At 62.1% G+C, this 17,149-nt stretch carries 18 protein-coding genes; 13 read left to right on the top strand and 5 right to left on the bottom strand.

Going from position 1 to position 17,149, the window contains the following annotated elements; translation table 11 throughout:
• Positions 1-165 precede the first annotated feature (165 nt).
• The 5 genes from gshA to ptsP all read left to right on the top strand — a co-directional run bounded on the left by gshA (position 166) and on the right by ptsP (position 5,842).
• The gene (gene gshA / locus QOC89_RS09390) at positions 166-1,455 is read left to right on the top strand and encodes a glutamate--cysteine ligase (RefSeq protein ID WP_323044769.1); all 1,290 of its coding nucleotides are present in this window, start codon (positions 166-168) and stop codon (positions 1,453-1,455) included.
• Positions 1,456-1,556: 101 nt separating this feature from the next.
• A complete protein-coding gene (gene gshB, locus QOC89_RS09385; protein WP_323044768.1) occupies positions 1,557-2,513 on the top strand; it encodes a glutathione synthase in 957 nt (318 codons plus the stop codon).
• 361 nt (positions 2,514-2,874) lie between these two features.
• Positions 2,875-3,402 carry a PTS sugar transporter subunit IIA gene (locus tag QOC89_RS09380; protein WP_323044767.1) on the top strand — a complete coding sequence of 176 codons (528 nt, stop codon included), beginning with the start codon at positions 2,875-2,877 and terminating at the stop codon, positions 3,400-3,402.
• Between the two features lie 123 nt (positions 3,403-3,525).
• A complete protein-coding gene (locus QOC89_RS09375; protein ID WP_012431596.1) occupies positions 3,526-3,795 on the top strand; it encodes an HPr family phosphocarrier protein in 270 nt (89 codons plus the stop codon).
• Positions 3,796-4,093: 298 nt separating this feature from the next.
• Entirely contained in the window at positions 4,094-5,842 is a 1,749-nt protein-coding gene (gene ptsP / locus QOC89_RS09370; RefSeq protein ID WP_323044766.1) for a phosphoenolpyruvate--protein phosphotransferase, read from the top strand.
• A gap of 95 nt (positions 5,843-5,937) precedes the next feature.
• Here the strand turns inward: ptsP and QOC89_RS09365 are convergent, their stop codons facing one another.
• The 3 genes from QOC89_RS09365 to gpmA form a co-directional block, all read right to left on the bottom strand.
• Positions 5,938-6,696 (bottom strand): molybdopterin-synthase adenylyltransferase MoeB, encoded by a 759-nt coding sequence (locus QOC89_RS09365; protein ID WP_323044765.1) that lies wholly within the window; start codon positions 6,694-6,696, stop codon positions 5,938-5,940.
• Between the two features lie 216 nt (positions 6,697-6,912).
• Positions 6,913-8,499: a S41 family peptidase gene (locus tag QOC89_RS09360; RefSeq protein WP_323044764.1), complete on the bottom strand. Its 1,587-nt coding sequence runs from the start codon at positions 8,497-8,499 to the stop codon at positions 6,913-6,915.
• A 316-nt stretch (positions 8,500-8,815) separates the two neighbouring features.
• Positions 8,816-9,562: a 2,3-diphosphoglycerate-dependent phosphoglycerate mutase gene (gpmA, locus tag QOC89_RS09355; protein ID WP_323044763.1), complete on the bottom strand. Its 747-nt coding sequence runs from the start codon at positions 9,560-9,562 to the stop codon at positions 8,816-8,818.
• Positions 9,563-9,699: 137 nt separating this feature from the next.
• Between gpmA and QOC89_RS09350 the strand changes: the two genes are divergently transcribed.
• The 5 genes from QOC89_RS09350 (at position 9,700) to QOC89_RS09330 (ending at position 12,676) form a co-directional block, all read left to right on the top strand.
• Positions 9,700-10,125, top strand: a complete 426-nt coding sequence (locus QOC89_RS09350; RefSeq protein ID WP_179735820.1) for a rhodanese-like domain-containing protein — start codon at positions 9,700-9,702, stop codon at positions 10,123-10,125.
• Positions 10,122-10,385: a glutaredoxin 3 gene (gene grxC, locus QOC89_RS09345; RefSeq protein ID WP_007179466.1), complete on the top strand. Its 264-nt coding sequence runs from the start codon at positions 10,122-10,124 to the stop codon at positions 10,383-10,385. Before QOC89_RS09350 ends, grxC begins: the two co-directional genes overlap by 4 nt.
• A 151-nt stretch (positions 10,386-10,536) precedes the next feature.
• Positions 10,537-11,010 (top strand): protein-export chaperone SecB, encoded by a 474-nt coding sequence (gene secB / locus QOC89_RS09340; protein WP_323044762.1) that lies wholly within the window; start codon positions 10,537-10,539, stop codon positions 11,008-11,010.
• A gap of 21 nt (positions 11,011-11,031) precedes the next feature.
• Positions 11,032-12,030 (top strand): NAD(P)H-dependent glycerol-3-phosphate dehydrogenase, encoded by a 999-nt coding sequence (locus QOC89_RS09335; protein ID WP_323044761.1) that lies wholly within the window; start codon positions 11,032-11,034, stop codon positions 12,028-12,030.
• Positions 12,031-12,127: 97 nt separating this feature from the next.
• On the top strand, positions 12,128-12,676 hold the full coding sequence (locus tag QOC89_RS09330) for an O-acetyl-ADP-ribose deacetylase (RefSeq protein ID WP_323044760.1): 549 nt from the start codon (positions 12,128-12,130) through the stop codon (positions 12,674-12,676).
• Here the strand turns inward: QOC89_RS09330 and trmL are convergent.
• Together trmL and QOC89_RS09320 are read right to left on the bottom strand one after the other, a co-directional pair.
• Complete coding sequence (gene trmL, locus QOC89_RS09325) at positions 12,649-13,119, bottom strand: tRNA (uridine(34)/cytosine(34)/5-carboxymethylaminomethyluridine(34)-2'-O)-methyltransferase TrmL (RefSeq protein ID WP_323044759.1); 471 nt, start codon at positions 13,117-13,119, stop codon at positions 12,649-12,651. The two genes, QOC89_RS09330 and trmL, sit on opposite strands and share 28 nt — an antisense overlap.
• A 29-nt stretch (positions 13,120-13,148) precedes the next feature.
• A complete protein-coding gene (locus QOC89_RS09320; protein ID WP_416340383.1) occupies positions 13,149-13,958 on the bottom strand; it encodes a phosphoribosyltransferase family protein in 810 nt (269 codons plus the stop codon).
• 84 nt (positions 13,959-14,042) lie between these two features.
• On the opposite strand from QOC89_RS09320, the gene QOC89_RS09315 reads away from it, so the two are divergent.
• The 3 genes from QOC89_RS09315 to coxB form a co-directional block, all read left to right on the top strand.
• Entirely contained in the window at positions 14,043-15,008 is a 966-nt protein-coding gene (locus QOC89_RS09315; RefSeq protein WP_323044758.1) for a methyltransferase domain-containing protein, read from the top strand.
• A gap of 313 nt (positions 15,009-15,321) precedes the next feature.
• On the top strand, positions 15,322-15,795 hold the full coding sequence (locus QOC89_RS09310; RefSeq protein ID WP_323044757.1) for a DUF2244 domain-containing protein: 474 nt from the start codon (positions 15,322-15,324) through the stop codon (positions 15,793-15,795).
• Positions 15,796-15,861: 66 nt separating this feature from the next.
• Positions 15,862-17,149, top strand: a 1,288-nt coding sequence (gene coxB / locus QOC89_RS09305; RefSeq protein WP_323044756.1) for a cytochrome c oxidase subunit II, incomplete at its 3' end; no start/stop codon positions are given.

Raw genomic sequence — 17,149 nt, 5'->3', positions numbered from 1 at the left:
TAAGGCGGGCTTTTTTCTTGCGGCTTATCTTGTTAACGGTAGATTTCCCCGCCTATCATCACGATAGAGAGAATGCATTCGCGTCCGCTTGCGAATGGAGAAACCGTCCCCAAATGGGCAAAGCATTTGCTCTACAATCTTTTTTCTCCAGTCTGCGAGTGATCAATGGTTCCGCACCTAGTTACGGCGTTAAACGGCCCGCTGCTCGACCTCGAGCGGAAGATCCTCGACGCGACCCCCGCCATCGAACGCTGGTTCCGGCTCGAATGGCAGGAGCACACGCCGCCGTTCTATTGTTCGGTCGATCTGCGTAACGCGGGCTTCAAGCTCGCGCCGGTCGACACCAATCTGTTTCCCGGCGCCTTCAACAATCTGCCGCAGGAAGTGCTGCCGCTCGCCGTCCAGGCCGCCATGGCATCGATCGAGAAGATCTGCCCGGACGCCAAGAATCTGCTGGTGATCCCCGAGCGCCACACGCGTAACGCGTTTTATCTCGAGAATGTTGCCCGTTTGGCGGCGATCATGCGTCAGGCAGGCTTGAACGTGCGGTTTGGCACGCTCGACGAAAGCATCGTCGGGCCGGTCACGATCGCGCTGTCCGACGGCCAGAAACTCGTGCTCGAACCGCTCGAGCGTTCGCATCGGCGCCTCGGTCTGAAGAATTTCGACCCGTGTTCGATTCTGCTGAACAATGATTTGTCCGGTGGCATTCCGCCCGTGCTGGAAAACCTGCACGAGCAGTATCTGCTGCCGCCGCTGCATGCCGGCTGGGCCGTGCGCCGCAAATCCACGCATTTCTCCTGTTATGACGACGTCGCGAAGAAGTTTGCGAAGATGGTCGAAATCGATCCGTGGATGATCAATCCGTACTTCGCGCATGTCGAAGGGGTCGATTTCCAGGAGCGCACCGGCGAAGAAGCGTTGACGGATGCGATCGACGGCGTGCTCAAGAAGATCGCCAAGAAGTATCGCGAGTACGGCATCTCCGAGAAACCGTATGTCGTCATCAAGTCGGATGCGGGTACCTACGGCATGGGCGTGATGACGGTGCACGACGCGTCGGAAGTGGCTGCGCTCACGAAGCGCGAACGCGCGAAAATGGCCGCCACCAAAGACGGTCTCGAAGTGCACGACGTGATCGTGCAGGAAGGCGTGTACACCTTCGAGCGCATCGGCGAAGAAGTCGCCGAGCCGGTTGTGTACATGATCGACCGTTACGTGGTGGGCGGCTTTTACCGCGTGCACGGCAGCCGCGATCGCGATCAGAATCTGAACGCGCCCGGCATGCACTTCGTGCCGCTCGGCTTCGAGCATACGGCGCTGCCGGACGCGCACGCCAAGCCCGGCGCCGCGCCGCCGAATCGCTTCTATATGTATGGCGTGGTGGCGCGGCTCGGCTTGCTGGCCGCATCGGTCGAACTGGAAAAGACCGATCCGGAAGCGATTCAGGTTTAAGCCTCGCGAGGTGGCGGATGGCGGCATGCGTGCCGCCATCGCCATTTTCAGCGACACTATTGACGATCAATGCCAAGCCCTAAGGGCGCACCGGAATTCCCATGGACATTCTTTTCATCGCAGATCCGCTTACGCAGTTCAAGATCTACAAAGACTCGACCTACGCCATGATGGCCGAAGCCGCGCGCCGCGGTCACACGCTCTACACGTGCGAGCCGAAGCATCTGGCGTGGACGGGCGGCGACGTCGAGGCGAACGTGCAGCGCTTTGCGATCGTCGGCGACGTGACGGACCTGCATCGCGACACGTGGTACGCCGCTGAAGCGGCCGCGCCGAAATCGCTGAAAAGCTTCAGCGCGGTCGTGATGCGTAAAGACCCGCCGTTCGACATGGAATATGTGACGTCGACCTGGCTGCTGGAACTGGCCGAGCGCGGCGGCGCGCGCATTTTCAACAAGCCGCAGGCGATTCGCGATCACTCGGAAAAGCTGGCGATCGGCGAATTCGCGCAATTCGTGACACCCACTTTGGTCACTCGCGACGCCACGCGTTTGCGGGCCTTCCACGAAGAACACGGCGACGTGATCCTGAAGCCGCTCGACGGCATGGGCGGCATGGGCGTGTTCCGGGTGAAGGCCGACGGCATGAATCTCGGCTCGATCATCGAGATGCTGAGCCACGACGGCGCTCGCTCGGTGATGGCGCAAAAATTCATTCCCGAGATCAAGGAGGGCGACAAGCGCATTCTCCTGATTGGGGGCGAGGCGGTGCCGTTTTCGCTCGCGCGGATTCCTCAGGGCAATGAAGTGCGCGGCAACCTCGCTGCGGGTGGCCTGGGCGTGGCGCGACCGCTCACCGAGCACGACCGCAAGATTGCCGACACGCTCGCGCCGGTGCTCGCCGCGCGTGGCCTGCTGCTGGTCGGACTGGACGCGATCGGCGACTGGCTCACCGAGGTGAACGTGACGAGCCCGACGTGTTTTCGCGAGATCATGGATCAGACCGGGTTCGACGTCGCCGCGATGTTCATCGACGCCTTGGAGCGTGCAGCGGCTTGAGGCCACGCAAGCCCTTGAATGGCCGCCATAGCCCCCAAACTGTGTAGTAAATCCGCATCGAGCGAAACACCGGCTTTGGCGCGAAAATGAGCCTGCTACAATGCCCGCTCTCCCGCGCCAAGCCGAATCGATCGCGTCTGCCGGACGCTCCAGGCATGGTTTGCGGACTTGGTTTGCGGACTTGGTTTGCGCACTGTAAGCGAGCAGTTTTCCGTCAATGCCGTCGCACCAGGCGGCGTCGCGGGCCGCTCGTCAGATGATGTGGTCCGGCCCTCACGACCCACGGCCGGTCGGGGGCGCTTGCGAACCGGGCTTCGTTCCGGTTCATGGTTCGGGGCCGTTCTTTTGCAGTAAGGCTGACATGGCAGGCATTCTGATCATTGCGCACGCTCCGTTCGCCACCGCGTTGCGCGATTGCATCTCGCACATCTACGGTGGCTTGCCGGCTCGCATCGGCGTGATCGACGTATCGCCCGATTGCGATCCCGCGCAGCAGGTTGCGTTCGCGCACTCCGAAATCGAGAGGCTCAAGGAAGAAAACGGCGCGCTCGTGCTCACCGACATGTTTGGTGCCACGCCGGCGAATATCGCCGGGCGGCTCGCATCGGTGCCGAACGTTCGCGTGCTATGCGGCGTCAATCTGCCGATGCTGGTGCGCGCGGTCTGTTATCGCGCTACACCGCTGGATACGCTGGTCGACAAAGCGCTCGCCGGGGCCACCAAGGGCGTGCATGCAATCGGGCCCGCCACGCCGGCGCCGGTTGCGCCTTGCGCGGAATCCGGCGACTGTTTGCCGGCTTTGCCGCCCGAGGCCGCTGCGGCGGACTGTTTGCCCGCGTTGCCGGCCGAGGCAGACCTGACGCAAAAAGCCGGCTCGACCGGCTTGTAAGCGCATCGCACAGATTTAAACGGTTGCAATCGGGTTGCTGCCAGTTTGCAACCGATTTGCAACTAGTTTGCAGTTTCACTTTTCACCTTCACCACAACACTTACCCGCGCTTCGGACCATCACATGCTGCAACAGGAAACGACTATTGTGAACAAGCTGGGGCTGCACGCGCGCGCGTCGGCCAAGTTGACGCAACTCGCGGGCAACTACCAGGCTGAAATCTGGATGAGCCGCAATGGCCGCCGTATCAATGCCAAGAGCATCATGGGTGTGATGATGCTGGCCGCGGGGATAGGCAGCACGGTGCTGATCGAAACAGAAGGTAGCGACGAAAAAGAAGCAATGGACGCACTGTTGAAACTGATTGCCGATAAATTCGGCGAAGGTCAGTGATTTGCGCGCCCTCCTTGTCTGAGCAAAATGCCGCGCTTGTCCGCGGCATTTTTTTTAGCGCGTGACAATCGGCGCATGAGAGGCACGAGGGCGTATGAGCCGGCAACGCAAGGAGGACGCAAGTGACCGGACTTCAAGGTGGGTCATGGCGCATTGCCTGCCGGTAGCGACGTTATTTCGTGCTGCGCTGCACACAGCCTTAACGTATCTACACGGGGCGCGGAATTTATAATGACGACGAGAGTCTGAGAGCATTGCAGCGGTTTGCCGCGGCATCACACAACTAGAGGAGGTGCGCGTGTCCTTCACGCTGCATGGAATTCCCGTGTCACGCGGTATCGCCATCGGGCGGGCTTATCTGATCGCCCCGGCTGCACTTGACGTAGACCACTATCTGATCGAACCCGCCCAGATCGAGGGCGAGATCGAGCGCTTTCGCGCGGCGCAGCAACACGTGCATCACGAGCTCGACGCGTTGCGCGCCGATCTCGCCGCGGACGCGCCCAGCGAAATGGGCGCGTTCATCAATGTTCATTCAATGATCCTGAACGACGCGATGCTCGTGCAGGAAACCATCGACCTGATCCGTACCCGCCGCTACAACGTCGAGTGGGCGCTGACTGAACAACTCGAGCGCCTGTCGCGCCATTTCGACGATATCGAAGACGAGTACCTGCGCGAGCGCAAAGCCGACATCGAACAGGTGGTGGAGCGCGTACTGAAAGCGCTCGCCGGTGCCTCGGTGGCGCTAGGGGACGGCGTGCACGGTACCTGCGACGAGATGATCGTGGTCGCGCACGACATCGCACCGGCCGACATGATGCAGTTCAAGACGCAAACGTTTCAGGGTTTCGTCACCGATCTGGGCGGGCGGACTTCGCACACGGCGATCGTCGCGCGCAGCCTGGGTATTCCGGCCGCGGTGGGCGTGCAACATGCGAGCGCGCTGATCCGCCAGGACGACCTGATCATTGTGGACGGCGATCATGGCATCGTGATCGTCGATCCCGCGCCGATCGTGCTGGAGGAGTACTCGTACCGCCAAAGCGAAAAGGCGCTCGAGCAACGCAAGCTTCAGCGTCTGAAATTTTCGCCCACGCAAACGCTGTGCGGCACACGCATCGAACTGTGCGCGAACATCGAGTTGCCGGAGGACGCGCGCGCGGCGATCGATTCAGGCGCAACCGGGGTGGGTCTGTTCCGCACCGAGTTCCTGTTCATGAATCACAAGCACCAACTGCCGGAAGAGGAAGAGCAGTTCGCCGCCTATCGTCGCGCGGTCGAGTTGATGAACGGCCTGCCGGTCACGATCCGCACGATCGACGTCGGCGCCGACAAGCCGCTCGATTCAATGGGCGGGGGCGACGGCTACGAAACCGCCGCGAACCCCGCATTGGGGCTGAGGGCGATTCGCTGGAGCCTTTCCGAGCCGCAGATGTTCCTGACGCAACTGCGCGCCATTCTCCGCGCGTCGGCGTTTGGCAAAGTGAAGATTCTGATTCCGATGCTCGCGCATGCGCAGGAGATCGATCAGACGCTCGACCTGATTCGCGAAGCCAAGCGTCAACTGGACGATGCCGGCATTGCTTACGATCCGACCGTCCAGGTCGGCGCGATGATCGAGATTCCGGCCGCCGCGATTGCATTGCCGCTGTTTCTCAAACGGCTCGATTTCCTGTCGATCGGCACCAACGATCTGATCCAGTACACGCTGGCAATCGATCGCGCGGATAACGCGGTCGCGCATCTGTACGACCCGCTGCATCCGGCCGTGCTGCATCTGATTGCCTTCACGCTGCGCGAGGCGAAGCGGGCGGGTGTGCCGGTGTCGGTGTGCGGTGAGATGGCGGGCGATCCGGCGTTGACGCGTTTGCTGCTCGGCATGGGGCTGACCGAGTTTTCGATGCATCCGAGCCAGTTGCTGGTGGTGAAACAGGAAGTGCTGCGCTCGCATCTCAAGACGCTCGAGAAACCGGTGGCCGACGTGCTGGCTTCGTTCGAACCGGAAGAAGTCCAGGCGGCACTCAAGCGCGTCGTGCTGGCTTGAAGCTGCGAGCCCGGATCGGGTTCCGATGAAAAAAACGCCGCACCTGTCTGTGTGCGGCGTGTTCCATTTCGGCGCCCAAGCGTCTTATTCAGGCTTCAGACCTGATGCCGTTGTCCGCATACTGGGCAATCCGGTTGGCGCGCAATGCGCATCGTATTCCATTCCATGCGCAGCGAATCGAGCATGGTCAGGCGGCCCACCAGCGGCGTACCGATTTCGCCGATTATTTTCAGTGCTTCAGCCGCTTGCATCGAACCGATGATGCCGACCGTCGGCGCGAACACGCCCATGGTCGAGCAAGCGACTTCCTCGAACGGCTGATCCTCCGGGAACACGCACGCGTAGCAGGGCGATGCCGCGTCGCGGAAATCGAAGGTGCTGATCTGGCCGTCGAAGCGCAACGCCGCGCCCGACACCAGCGGCACACCATGTCTCACGCACGCGCGGTTAATCGCGTGGCGCGTGGCGAAGTTATCGGTGCAATCGAGCACGACGGTGGCCTGCGGCACCTCGCGATCCAGCCATGCATCGTCGACGCGTTCGCCGACTGCGTTCACCACCACCTCAGGATTGATCTGGGCGATCGCGTCGCGCCCGGACTCCACCTTCTTGCGCCCGACCGACGCGCTCACATGCAGAATCTGCCGCTGCAGGTTGGTCAGATCGACCGTATCGGCATCGACCAGCGTCAAGCGGCCGACGCCTGCCGCCGCCAGATACATCGCCGCGGGCGAACCTAAACCACCCGCGCCGACGATGATCGCGTGCGCGTCGAGAAAGCGCTGCTGCGACTCGATGCCGATTTCGTCGACGAGGATGTGGCGGGAATAGCGGAGGAGTTGATCGTCGTTCATGGCGAGGTGCGCGGAGTGTTGCGCAATGAGATGCAGGGCCGGCGGCCTGCCGTGCGCGGTTTCGTTATTTTAATCGCGCGGGGAACTGGTGTTCGTACGGGTGCGGGTACTGGTATTGCCGTACTGCGGTAGGACATGCGGCACCGCATTCGGCAGCGTGTACCGCCACGTGTCTTCGCAGCATGTTCAGCTGCGAAGACACGTCGGTTTTGCTGCTTAGTTGCTTTGCGTAGCAGGCGCCGAGGCCGGAGCCGGACCCGATGCGCCCGGTACCGGTTGCGTGGGCTTCACCGCGACCGGCGCGGAGGCCGACGTGGCCGGCTTGTTCTGCGCCAGACGGCGCTCGCTCAGCGACTTCGATTCCTGAACCGGCTTGCTTTCCAGCTTATTCAGGGCTTGTAGCAGCATGAAGTCGTCGGTCGAACCGAACTCGACCGGCTTGCGCTCACGATCCTTCTGACGCTGTTCCGGCGTCTTCTTATCGTTCTGCTCTTCAAGGACGCGCAGCTGTTCCATGCGATCCGTTTCACGCTGTTCCGCTTCCTTCTTCTCGTTCGGATCCTGCGTGTTCGCAAGGTGGTTCGAGTAGTCGACTTCGCGGGTAACCAGTGCGTCGTCCGGATCGCCTTCCGCGTACTGATCGACCGCGATGTCAGGACGAATGCCCTTGTTCTGGATCGAACGGCCGCTCGGCGTGTAGTAGTACGCCGTGGTCAGACGCAGCGCGGTGTCGGCCGTCATGGGACGCACGGTTTGCACCGAGCCCTTGCCGAAGGTGGTCTTGCCGACGATCAGCGCACGGTGCTGATCCTGCAGCGCGCCCGCGACGATTTCGGACGCCGACGCCGAGTAGGCGTTGGTCAGCACGATCATCGGCACGGTCTTGAAGATCGGCGCTTCGTCTTTCAGCGGATCGCTGTCGAACGATTGCAGGCGGTAGTTATCGTAGGTGTCGCGATAGACCTGCTTCGAATCCGGAATCTGGCCGTTGGTGGACACCACAACCGAATTCGGCGGCAGGAACGCGCCGGCCACGCCGACCGCGCTTTGCAGCAGACCGCCGCCGTTATTGCGCAGGTCGAGCACGAGACCCTTCAGGTTCGGCTGTTGACGCGCGATGTCTTGTAGTCTCGCAGCCAGATCAGGCGTGGTGCGTTCCTGGAAGCTGGTGATGCGGATATACGCGTAGCCCGGCGCCAGAATCTTCATCTTGACCGACTGGACCTTGATGATCGCACGCGTCACCGTGAGCGGGAACGTACGGTCGTCGGTCTTGCGGAAAATGGTGAGCGTGACCTTGGTGCCCGGATCGCCGCGCATCTGCTTGACGGCCTGGTCGAGCGTCATGCCGCGCACCGGCTTGTCATTGATGCGGGTGATCAGGTCGCCCGGACGGATGCCAGCGCGCGAGGCGGGCGTGTCGTCAATCGGCGAGATCACCTTGATCAGGCCATCTTCAGACGAGATTTCGATGCCGAGACCCGCGAAGCGACCCTTGGTCTGCTCCTGCAGTTCTTCGTAATCGGTCTTGTCGAGATACGACGAGTGCGGGTCGAGGCTCGACACCATGCCCTTGATCGCGGCGGTGAGGAGCTTTTTATCGTCGACCGGTTCGACGTACTCATGTTTGATTTGCCCGAAGACTTCGGCAAAGAGCCGGAGTTGGTCCAGCGGCAACGGTGCGACGGCGCTCGAGGCGGCGCTGGCGGGCTGCTGGGCCGAGGCGGAGAGTTGCAGGGTGGCAAACACGCCGGTAGCAAGGCCCGCGGCAATCAGGCCGATATTTTTCAGGTTCTTTCGCATAGAGTCTGTTGCGGTCGGAAGCGCGTGGCAGCGTCGATAGAGATGGGGACGGACAAGTATAACTGCACACCCGCCCAGTCAGGGCGCAGCGCAGGAAATCGTGATTCGACAGCACGCACCGGGCCTGGTTCGCAGGATCGGCCCTGCGCGGGTGAAGTAATGTGCGGTAACAGTCGAATGACGGCCAGAAAGGCTCGCGGCGGGGATGCGGGACGCGTCAACCAGTCTGTCTTGCCGGTTGGCGCGGCCCATTTTTTAGCCGCCATTGCGCTGCATTTCTGACGGCAGCATGGCGGCAAGATGGCAGGTCAGCAGATCAGCCCGCCTTGCCTTGCTGGGCAACGGCGGCTTGCGCCTTCGCGATCGCGTCCTGGTCGCCCAGGTAGTAGTGCTTGAGCGGCTTCAGGTTTTCGTCCAGTTCATAGACGAGCGGTACGCCGTTCGGAATATTCAGGCCGACGATGTCGTCGTCCGAAATATTGTCGAGGTACTTCACCATGGCGCGGATCGAGTTGCCGTGCGCGGCGATCACGATCTTGCGGCCCGACTTGATGGCGGGTGCAATCGACTCGTTCCACAACGGCAGAACGCGTGCAACCGTGTCTTTCAGGCACTCGGTGAGCGGCAACTGTTCACGCGGCACCTTGGCGTAGCGCGGATCGTTGTACGGCGCGCGTTCGTCCGACGGCTCGAGCGCCGGCGGCGGCGTATCGTAGCTGCGGCGCCAGACCAGCACCTGCTCGTCGCCGAACCTGGCGGCGGTTTCCGCTTTGTTCAGACCCGACAGCGCGCCATAGTGGCGTTCGTTCAGGCGCCACGAGTGCACCACCGGGATATACATCTGGTCCATCTGGTCCTGCACGTGCCACAGGGTGCGGATCGCGCGCTTGAGCACCGAGGTGTAGGCGATATCGAACGTGTAGCCCGATTCCTTCAGCAGCACGCCCGCTTGTTGCGCTTCACGATTGCCCTGCTCCGTCAGGTCGACGTCGACCCAGCCCGTGAAGCGATTTTCCTTGTTCCACGTCGATTCGCCGTGGCGGATGAGAACGAGTTTGTACATGAGATTGCCGGTCGGTAGTAAGGAAGCGGTAAAGCGTTGCGAGGGTCCTCTAGAGGAGCGCCGCCATCGCGTCAGACGGTTATTTTATAATGGGTGGATTGCCCTTTTCGATTTCTCTCTTTTTCGGCGGATTTTCCGTGAAGTTTTTCACTGATTACACAAACCTTGTACTGATCGCAATCGTCCTCATCTCCGGTGGGTTGCTGCTGTGGCCGACGATCAGCCGGCGCGGCCGCGGTGGCCTGTCGGCCGCTGAAGCCACGCAATTGATCAACCGGCGCAATGCGGCGGTCGTCGATCTGCGTTCGTCCGCCGACTTTGCCAAGGGCCATCTGCCCGCGGCACGGCACCTTGAATTCGCGGAGTTGCAGGCGAAAGTCGCGCAGCTCGTGAAGAACAAGAACAACCCGGTGCTGCTGGTATGCCAGACCGGCCAGCAGTCGAACAAGGCAGCGCGTATCGTGCAAGATGCAGGGTATGCCGAAGTCCACGTTCTCGAAGGCGGTGTCGACGCCTGGCAGAAAGCCGGTATGCCGGTGGTGAAACAAGGAGTTGCCAAGTGAATAAAGTGATCATGTACAGCACCCAGGTGTGCCCGTATTGCCAGATGGCCGAACGTCTTTTAAAGTCGCGCGGCGTCGAGCACGTTGAAAAGGTACTGATCGACAAAGACCCGGCCCGTCGTGAAGAAATGATGACACGGACCGGTCGCCGCACGGTGCCGCAGGTGTTCATCGGCGAGACGCATGTCGGCGGGTACGATGACCTGTCCGCGCTCGATCGCGCGGGCGGTTTGATGCCTCTGCTCGAAGCAACTGCCTGAATTCGCGCGCCAGGCGGCGCGTGAGCGAGGTGGACGACATACAAGCCGGCGCGCCGTCGCCCTGTTTGGGCAGGCGGTGTGCCGCAACGATCTGGCGGCCCGTGAAGCCATGGGCGGCCGCTATGCATACCTATCAGGGAATCACTCAATCATGTCCGACGAGAATAACCAGCCGTTCTTCAACATCCAGCGCATCTACCTGAAGGACATGTCGCTCGAGCAGCCGAATTCGCCGGGCATCTTCCTCGAGCAGGAAATGCCCTCGGTCGAAGTCGAAGTCGACGTGAAGGCCGAGCGTCTTGCCGACACCGTGTTCGAAATCCTGGTCACGGGCACCGTGACGGCCAAGGTGTCGGACAAGGTTGCGTTCCTGATCGAAGCCAAGCAAGCCGGCATTTTCGATATCCGCAACATTCCGGCTGAGCAGATCGATCCGCTGGTCGGCATCGCCTGCCCGACGATCCTGTTCCCGTACCTGCGCTCGAACATCGCCGACGCGATCACCCGCGCAGGCTTCCCGCCGATCCACCTCGCCGAGATCAACTTCCAGGCGCTGTACGAGCAACGTCTCGCGCAAATGGGCGGCGGCCAGGAAGGCGCCGCGCAAAACGGCGTCACGCATTAACGCGTCCGTTCGGTGCCGGCTATGAAGGTTGCCGTCCTCGGCGCCGGTGCATGGGGCACAGCCCTCGCCGGCCATCTGGCCGCGCGGCACGACACGGTGCTGTGGGCGCGCGAACCCGCGCTCATCGCCGATCTGTCCGCTTCGCATGAAAACGCCCGCTATCTGGCGGGCGTTGCTTTGCCTGAGGCGCTTCACTACGAAGCCGATCTGAATGCCGCGCTCGAGCACGGGCTCGCCGACGACGCGTTATGTGTCGTGGCAACGCCCGTCGCCGGTCTGCGGGGTTTGTTCCGGGCCATGCGCGACGCGGGCAAAGTGCCGGCGCATGTGGTGTGGTTGTGCAAGGGTTTTGAAGCCGACTCGCAGTTGTTGCCGCATCAGGTGGTCGCGGCTGAATTGCCGGGGCATGGCAGCAACGGCGTGCTGTCGGGCCCAAGCTTCGCGCGCGAAGTGGGGCAGGGCTTGCCGGTTGCGTTGACGATCGCGAGTACCTCGTCGACGTGCCGTGAGCGCACGGTTGCCGCGTTCCATCATGGCGCCATGCGCATCTATACCGGCGACGACATCGTCGGCGTGGAAGTGGGCGGCGCGGTGAAGAATGTGCTGGCGATTGCCACCGGTATCGCCGACGGTCTCGGCCTCGGGCTCAACGCGCGCGCGGCGCTGATCACGCGCGGTCTGGCTGAAATGTCGCGCCTTGGCGTGACGCTCGGCGGACGGGCGGAGACGTTCACCGGTTTGACCGGCCTTGGCGATCTGATTCTGACCGCCACGGGCGATCTATCACGCAATCGCACGGTTGGCGTGCAGCTCGCGGCAGGCCGTACGCTCGACGATATTCTCGGCGGTCTCGGTCACGTGGCCGAAGGCGTGCGCTGTGCGCAAGCCGTACTGGCGATTGCACGTGCCCATGCGATTGAAATGCCGATCACGCAGGCGGTCTGTGCCGTGCTGTTCGACGGTGTGGCGCCGCGCGACGCCGTCAGCGCCTTGCTACGGCGCGATTCGAAAGCTGAATAAGTCTTGTCTCTCAGCCGTTTAGCGCGAAAAAACGCTGAACGGCTGCCCGCTGTCGCTGTCCACATTCTATCGACGCGTCAGATCATCGAGGTTTCCCATGCTCAGTTTCAACAACTGCACGCTAGAAGCGCGCGTGGTCGACATCACGACACTCGCCGTGGATGCGATCGTCAACGCCGCGAATACTTCGCTGCTAGGCGGGGGCGGCGTGGATGGCGCGATTCACCGCGCGGCCGGCAGGGAGCTGCTGCGCGAGTGTGAGACGCTCGGCGGCTGCGCGACGGGCGACGCGAAAATCACCCGCGGCTACCAGTTGCCGGCCAAACATGTGATCCATGCGGTCGGCCCGGTCTGGCAGGGGGGTGCGCGCGGCGAGGAGGACCTGCTTGCGTCCTGCTATCAGCGCTCGCTCGAGGTCGCGCATCAAGCGCATTGCACGAGCATTGCGTTTCCCGCGATTAGTTGCGGCATCTACCATTTTCCTGCCAACGAAGCTGTGCAGATCGCCGTGGGCACGGTGTTCGAAACTTTGCCGCGCACGCCGAAGATCGAGCGCGTAGTGTTCGCCTGTTTCGACGACGCAATGCTCGCGCGCTACGAAGCCGAACTGAACCAGCGTCAGGCGCCGCCGTCGAAGCCGGTCTGACGCCACGCTTCGAACACAACTACGGCCACGGTATTGGAGAGATTCAGGCTACGGTTGCCCGGCCGCATCGGCAGACGCACGCGTTGTTCACTGGCGAATTGATCGAGCACCGTGTCGGGCAGGCCGCGTGTTTCGGCGCCGAACACGAACCAGTCGCCGGATTGAAACGCATGCTCGTGAAACCGGCCCGAACCGCGGGTGGTGAAGGCGAACATGCGCGCTGGATCGGGCGCTTCGCTGGCGACGAATGCTGCCCAATCGGCATGCACGTTCATCTGCGCATACTCGTGATAGTCGAGACCGGCGCGGCGCAGCTTGGCGTCGTCGAGCGGAAAGCCGAGCGGCTCGATCAGATGCAGCCGCGCGCCAGTGTTGGCGCACAGCCGGATGACATTGCCGGTGTTCGGCGGGATTTCGGGTTCGACGAGAACGACATTGAACATGATGGCTTCTGGTGAGCTTCGGGTGGAGACTAGTTTTTCGGCGTGCGCAGCGCGACAAAGTTAGTGACGCGCCGCGCACCGGCAGCTTTGAGTGTGCGCGCCAGCGCTTCGAGCGTCGCACCGGTCGTCATCACATCGTCGACGATGCCGACGTGCAGTCCTTGCACCGGTTTCACGACCCGGAATGCGCAGCCCACGTTCAGGCGGCGCGCGTCCAGGTCGAGCCGCGATTGCGGCGCGGTGTGGATCGCACGCTGCAGCAAGGTGGCGTCGCTGCGCACATTCAACGCGCGGGCCAACGGCCTGGCAATTTGCCACGCCTGGTTGTAGCCGCGCTCGATAAGACGTTTATTGGCCAACGGCACGGGCGCGAGCACGTCGGGTTGGTCGCATGCATTCACCCACGAATCCTGTGCAAGACGCGCAAGGCGTTGCGCAAATTCGCGCGCCAGCATCAGCCGGGCGCGGAATTTCAGGCCGAGCGCCAGCGCGTCGAGCGGCCGGCGGTAGTCGGCGAGGGCAAAGGTCGCCTCGAACGGCGGCGGCTCGCCGATGCAATCCGCGCAGCGATATTGCACCTGACTCGCCCAGCGGGTTCCGGGCAGAGGAACCGCGCACACCGTGCAACGCAACCGGCCTTCATTCCAATACGCGCCATCACAACCCGTGCACAGGATGCTATGCGACAAATTGCCGCATAGCGCGCACAGGTTCGGCAGCGCGGCCTGCAGAACATGCGGCCACGCTGACCGGAAGCCGCGTGCCGAGCGCGCAAGACCGAAATGCACAAGTCGTGCCGTCGTGCGGCCGGGAGACGAGGAATTTTTGCGCAATGGCATGATCGGACCGCCCGCGAAGACCTTTCACGCTGAAGGGAAGGAAGCGAGCGAGTATACTTCGTGCTCCACGCCAGCACGACACCCATGCCCCCAACTTCGTCTCAATCTGGCCGTCCGGCCTATGATTCCCGGCGCCTCAGGCAGATTTTCGACCGTCGCGCGGCGACTTTCGACACCGTTGCGTTCCTGCCGCGCGAGATCGCGCAGCGCATGCGCGAGCGCCTCGACTACATCAAGGTCACGCCGGCAAGCGTGCTCGACGCCGGTTGCGGCGCGGGCGAAGACATCCCTGCATTGCGTGAACGCTTTCCCGAGGCGCCGGTGTTCGGCACCGACCTCTCGCACGGAATGCTCAGCCGCGCGCTACGTCACGATTCCGGCGACACCAGCTGGCGGCGCTTTCTGCCCGCCACGCTCGGCAAGGCGCTCGGCGCCCGCGGTCCGCGTTTCGCTCAGGCCGATTTCTCGGCGCTTCCGTTCGCGGCCGGCGCTTTTGAATTCATCTGGTCCAATCTCGCCCTGCATTGGCACTCGCGGCCCGATCTCGTGTTTCCTGAATGGCAACGCGTGCTGAAAGTGAACGGCCTGCTGATGTTCAGCACGCTAGGTCCCGATTCGCTGAAGGAATTGCGCGGCGCCTACGCCGAAGTGGAGGCGGCGCACGGCGTCCCTTCGCGCAAGCATGTAATCGACTTTGTCGACATGCATGACCTGGGGGATATGCTCGTCGAGAGCGGATTCGAGATTCCCGTGATGGACCAGGAAACCCTCACTATTACCTATAAGTCGCCCGAGTCGCTGCTCGCGGACGTGCGCCGGTGGGGCGCTTATCCGTTCGAGCGCGAGGCCACCTCGAATGCGGTCGCACGCAGACTGCACAAGGCTTTACTGGCCGCGCTCGAAGCCCGCCGGCGCGCCGACGGCACGATCGCGCTGACCTTTGAAGTGATCTACGGCCACGCGTGGAAAGCCGTGCCGCGCACCACGGCCGAAGGTCATGGGATCGTGCGGCTCGAGGATATCGGACGAGGCTCGTCGAGGAATCGGTGAGGAATCAACGAAGCGGTAAAGAGGACATCTGTTATGTCTGAAATTACCGCTTCAAAAGGCGCGCGAAAGTGGCGTCAAAACGGCGCGGAGGCTTGTCGCACCTGGCTTGTGGGCCGATTGAGGCTTGCTTGTGGATGCTATGGATCGCGCCTATAATGCGTCAGTTTGTCGCCCGGAGTTCCCACATTTGGGGCGGCAGGCCCGAGGCACAGGGCTGCAAGATGAAGTGACGCAGCGGCGATTGAGGGGCCGTTTCAGCGGTCGCGAATAATGGCCGCAGGCGGCAATTGGAGACGGTCGGCAGGAGACAGCGATGGCAGCATCAGATCTGCTGGCGGATTCAGAACCAGTTCTCAAAGACTGGACGATGAAACGCAACTGTTCGATTTCACCGCGGCAGTTTGTCTGTTTCTACGTATCGCTTGCGTTTTTCTCGTTGGCAATTGCTTTCATGCTGGTACTGGTCGGCGCGTGGCTGGTGTTGCCGTTCACGGGTATCGAATTGCTGGCGGTGGGCATCGCGTTTGCCATATATGCGCGTCATGCTGTCGATTACGAGCGCGTCCGGTTGTTCCAGAACCGGCTCGTGATCGAGCAGGTCAGCGCGGAGCAGCTCACGCAGTTCGAATTCAATCCGCGCTGGGTGCGGATCGAACCGGGCGCAACGCCGCGTGACCAGATCAAACTGGTCTCGCGTGGCCAGACGATCATGATCGGGCAACATCTCGCGCAGTATCGGCGCGCGCAGTTCGCAGGCGAACTGCGTATGTGGCTCACCCGGTGTTAGACGGGTTGAGACGCGCGGCGTTCACGGGGGGCGCGAGACAGCCTGCCAGCGGGGTCGAGGGTTTGAATGGAAATTTTGGGTAAGGAAGCTATGAAAACAATCAAGCGAGCCCTCATGGGCGTGCTGGCGATGAGCGGACTGCTTTTCGCCGGCGCGGCCCTGGCAGTGGGCGATGTTCCGGGCGGCCCTGCCGTCAACGAGATCAATCTCCAGCCGCCTGCGACAAAAATCGCTGAGGAGCTTTTCAGCCTCCACATGTTCATGCTGGTTCTTTGCCTGGTGATCTTCGTCGGCGTGTTCGGTGTGATGTTCTATTCGATCTTTGCGCACCGCAAATCGAAAGGTCACAAGGCTTCGAATTTCCACGAAAGCACCACGGTCGAAATCATCTGGACGATCGTGCCGTTCGTTATCGTGGTGCTGATGGCGCTCCCCGCCACCAAGACCGTCGTCGCGATGAAGGACACCACGAACGCCGACCTCACCATCAAGGTCACGGGCTACCAGTGGAAGTGGGGCTACGACTACGTAAAGGGTCCGGGCGAAGGCATCAACTTCCTGTCCACGCTGGCCACGCCGCGTGCGGAAACCGATGGCCGTCAGCCGATTTCCACCACGTATCTGCAGGAAGTCGACAATCCGCTGGTCGTCCCTGTCGACAAGAAAATCCGCATCATCACCACCGCGAACGACGTGGTTCACTCCTGGTACGTGCCGGCTTTCGGCGTGAAGCAGGACGCGATTCCGGGTTTCGTGCGCGACACGTGGTTCAAGGCTGACAAGATCGGCACGTTCCGCGGCTTCTGTACCGAACTGTGCGGCAAGGAACACGCGTTCATGCCGGTGGTGGTCGAAGTGCTGTCGGCAGACGACTACGCGAAATGGGTCGATACGGAGAAGAAGAAAATGGCCGCGGGCCAGGACGATCCAAACAAGACCTACACGATGGCCGAGTTGATGGAGCGCGGCGGCAAGGTGTACGCGTCGAACTGCGCGGTCTGCCACCAGCCGACCGGTAAAGGCGCGGGCGCATTCCCGGCGCTCGACGGCAGCAAGATCGCCAATGGTCCGATCGCGGAGCACGTGAGTATCGTGCTGAAGGGCAAGAACGCAATGCCTTCGTGGGCGCCTACGCTGAACGACGTCGAAATCGCTTCGGTCATCACGTACGAACGTAACTCGTGGGGCAATCACACCGGCGACATTCTCCAGCCGACGCAAGTGCTGGCTGCGCGTAACGGCAAGCTGCCGGAAGGCGGCAACCATCTGGCCGACGCAGGCGCGGCGGCGAGCGGCGCGGAAGCGGCGTCGGGTGCTGCGGCTCCGGAAGCATCGGGTGCGCAGGCAGCGTCCG

This window comes from Paraburkholderia sp., from assembly GCF_034668105.1.
Classification (GTDB): Bacteria; Pseudomonadota; Gammaproteobacteria; order Burkholderiales; family Burkholderiaceae; genus Paraburkholderia.
This window is presented reverse-complemented; position numbering and strand designations above follow the sequence as displayed.

Bases quoted from the DNA above. Each gene is read 5' to 3' on its own strand.
- gshA (WP_323044769.1), top strand. From the start codon at position 166: ATGGTTCCGCACCTAGTTACGGCGTTAAACGGCCCGCTGCTCGACCTC.
- gshB (WP_323044768.1), top strand. From the start codon at position 1,557: ATGGACATTCTTTTCATCGCAGATCCGCTTACGCAGTTCAAGATCTAC.
- QOC89_RS09380 (WP_323044767.1), top strand. From the start codon at position 2,875: ATGGCAGGCATTCTGATCATTGCGCACGCTCCGTTCGCCACCGCGTTG.
- QOC89_RS09375 (WP_012431596.1), top strand. From the start codon at position 3,526: ATGCTGCAACAGGAAACGACTATTGTGAACAAGCTGGGGCTGCACGCG.
- QOC89_RS09365 (WP_323044765.1), bottom strand. From the start codon at position 6,696: ATGAACGACGATCAACTCCTCCGCTATTCCCGCCACATCCTCGTCGAC.
- QOC89_RS09360 (WP_323044764.1), bottom strand. From the start codon at position 8,499: ATGCGAAAGAACCTGAAAAATATCGGCCTGATTGCCGCGGGCCTTGCT.
- gpmA (WP_323044763.1), bottom strand. From the start codon at position 9,562: ATGTACAAACTCGTTCTCATCCGCCACGGCGAATCGACGTGGAACAAG.
- secB (WP_323044762.1), top strand. From the start codon at position 10,537: ATGTCCGACGAGAATAACCAGCCGTTCTTCAACATCCAGCGCATCTAC.
- QOC89_RS09335 (WP_323044761.1), top strand. From the start codon at position 11,032: ATGAAGGTTGCCGTCCTCGGCGCCGGTGCATGGGGCACAGCCCTCGCC.
- QOC89_RS09330 (WP_323044760.1), top strand. From the start codon at position 12,128: ATGCTCAGTTTCAACAACTGCACGCTAGAAGCGCGCGTGGTCGACATC.
- trmL (WP_323044759.1), bottom strand. From the start codon at position 13,119: ATGTTCAATGTCGTTCTCGTCGAACCCGAAATCCCGCCGAACACCGGC.
- QOC89_RS09320 (WP_416340383.1), bottom strand. From the start codon at position 13,958: ATGCCATTGCGCAAAAATTCCTCGTCTCCCGGCCGCACGACGGCACGA.
- QOC89_RS09315 (WP_323044758.1), top strand. From the start codon at position 14,043: ATGCCCCCAACTTCGTCTCAATCTGGCCGTCCGGCCTATGATTCCCGG.
- QOC89_RS09310 (WP_323044757.1), top strand. From the start codon at position 15,322: ATGGCAGCATCAGATCTGCTGGCGGATTCAGAACCAGTTCTCAAAGAC.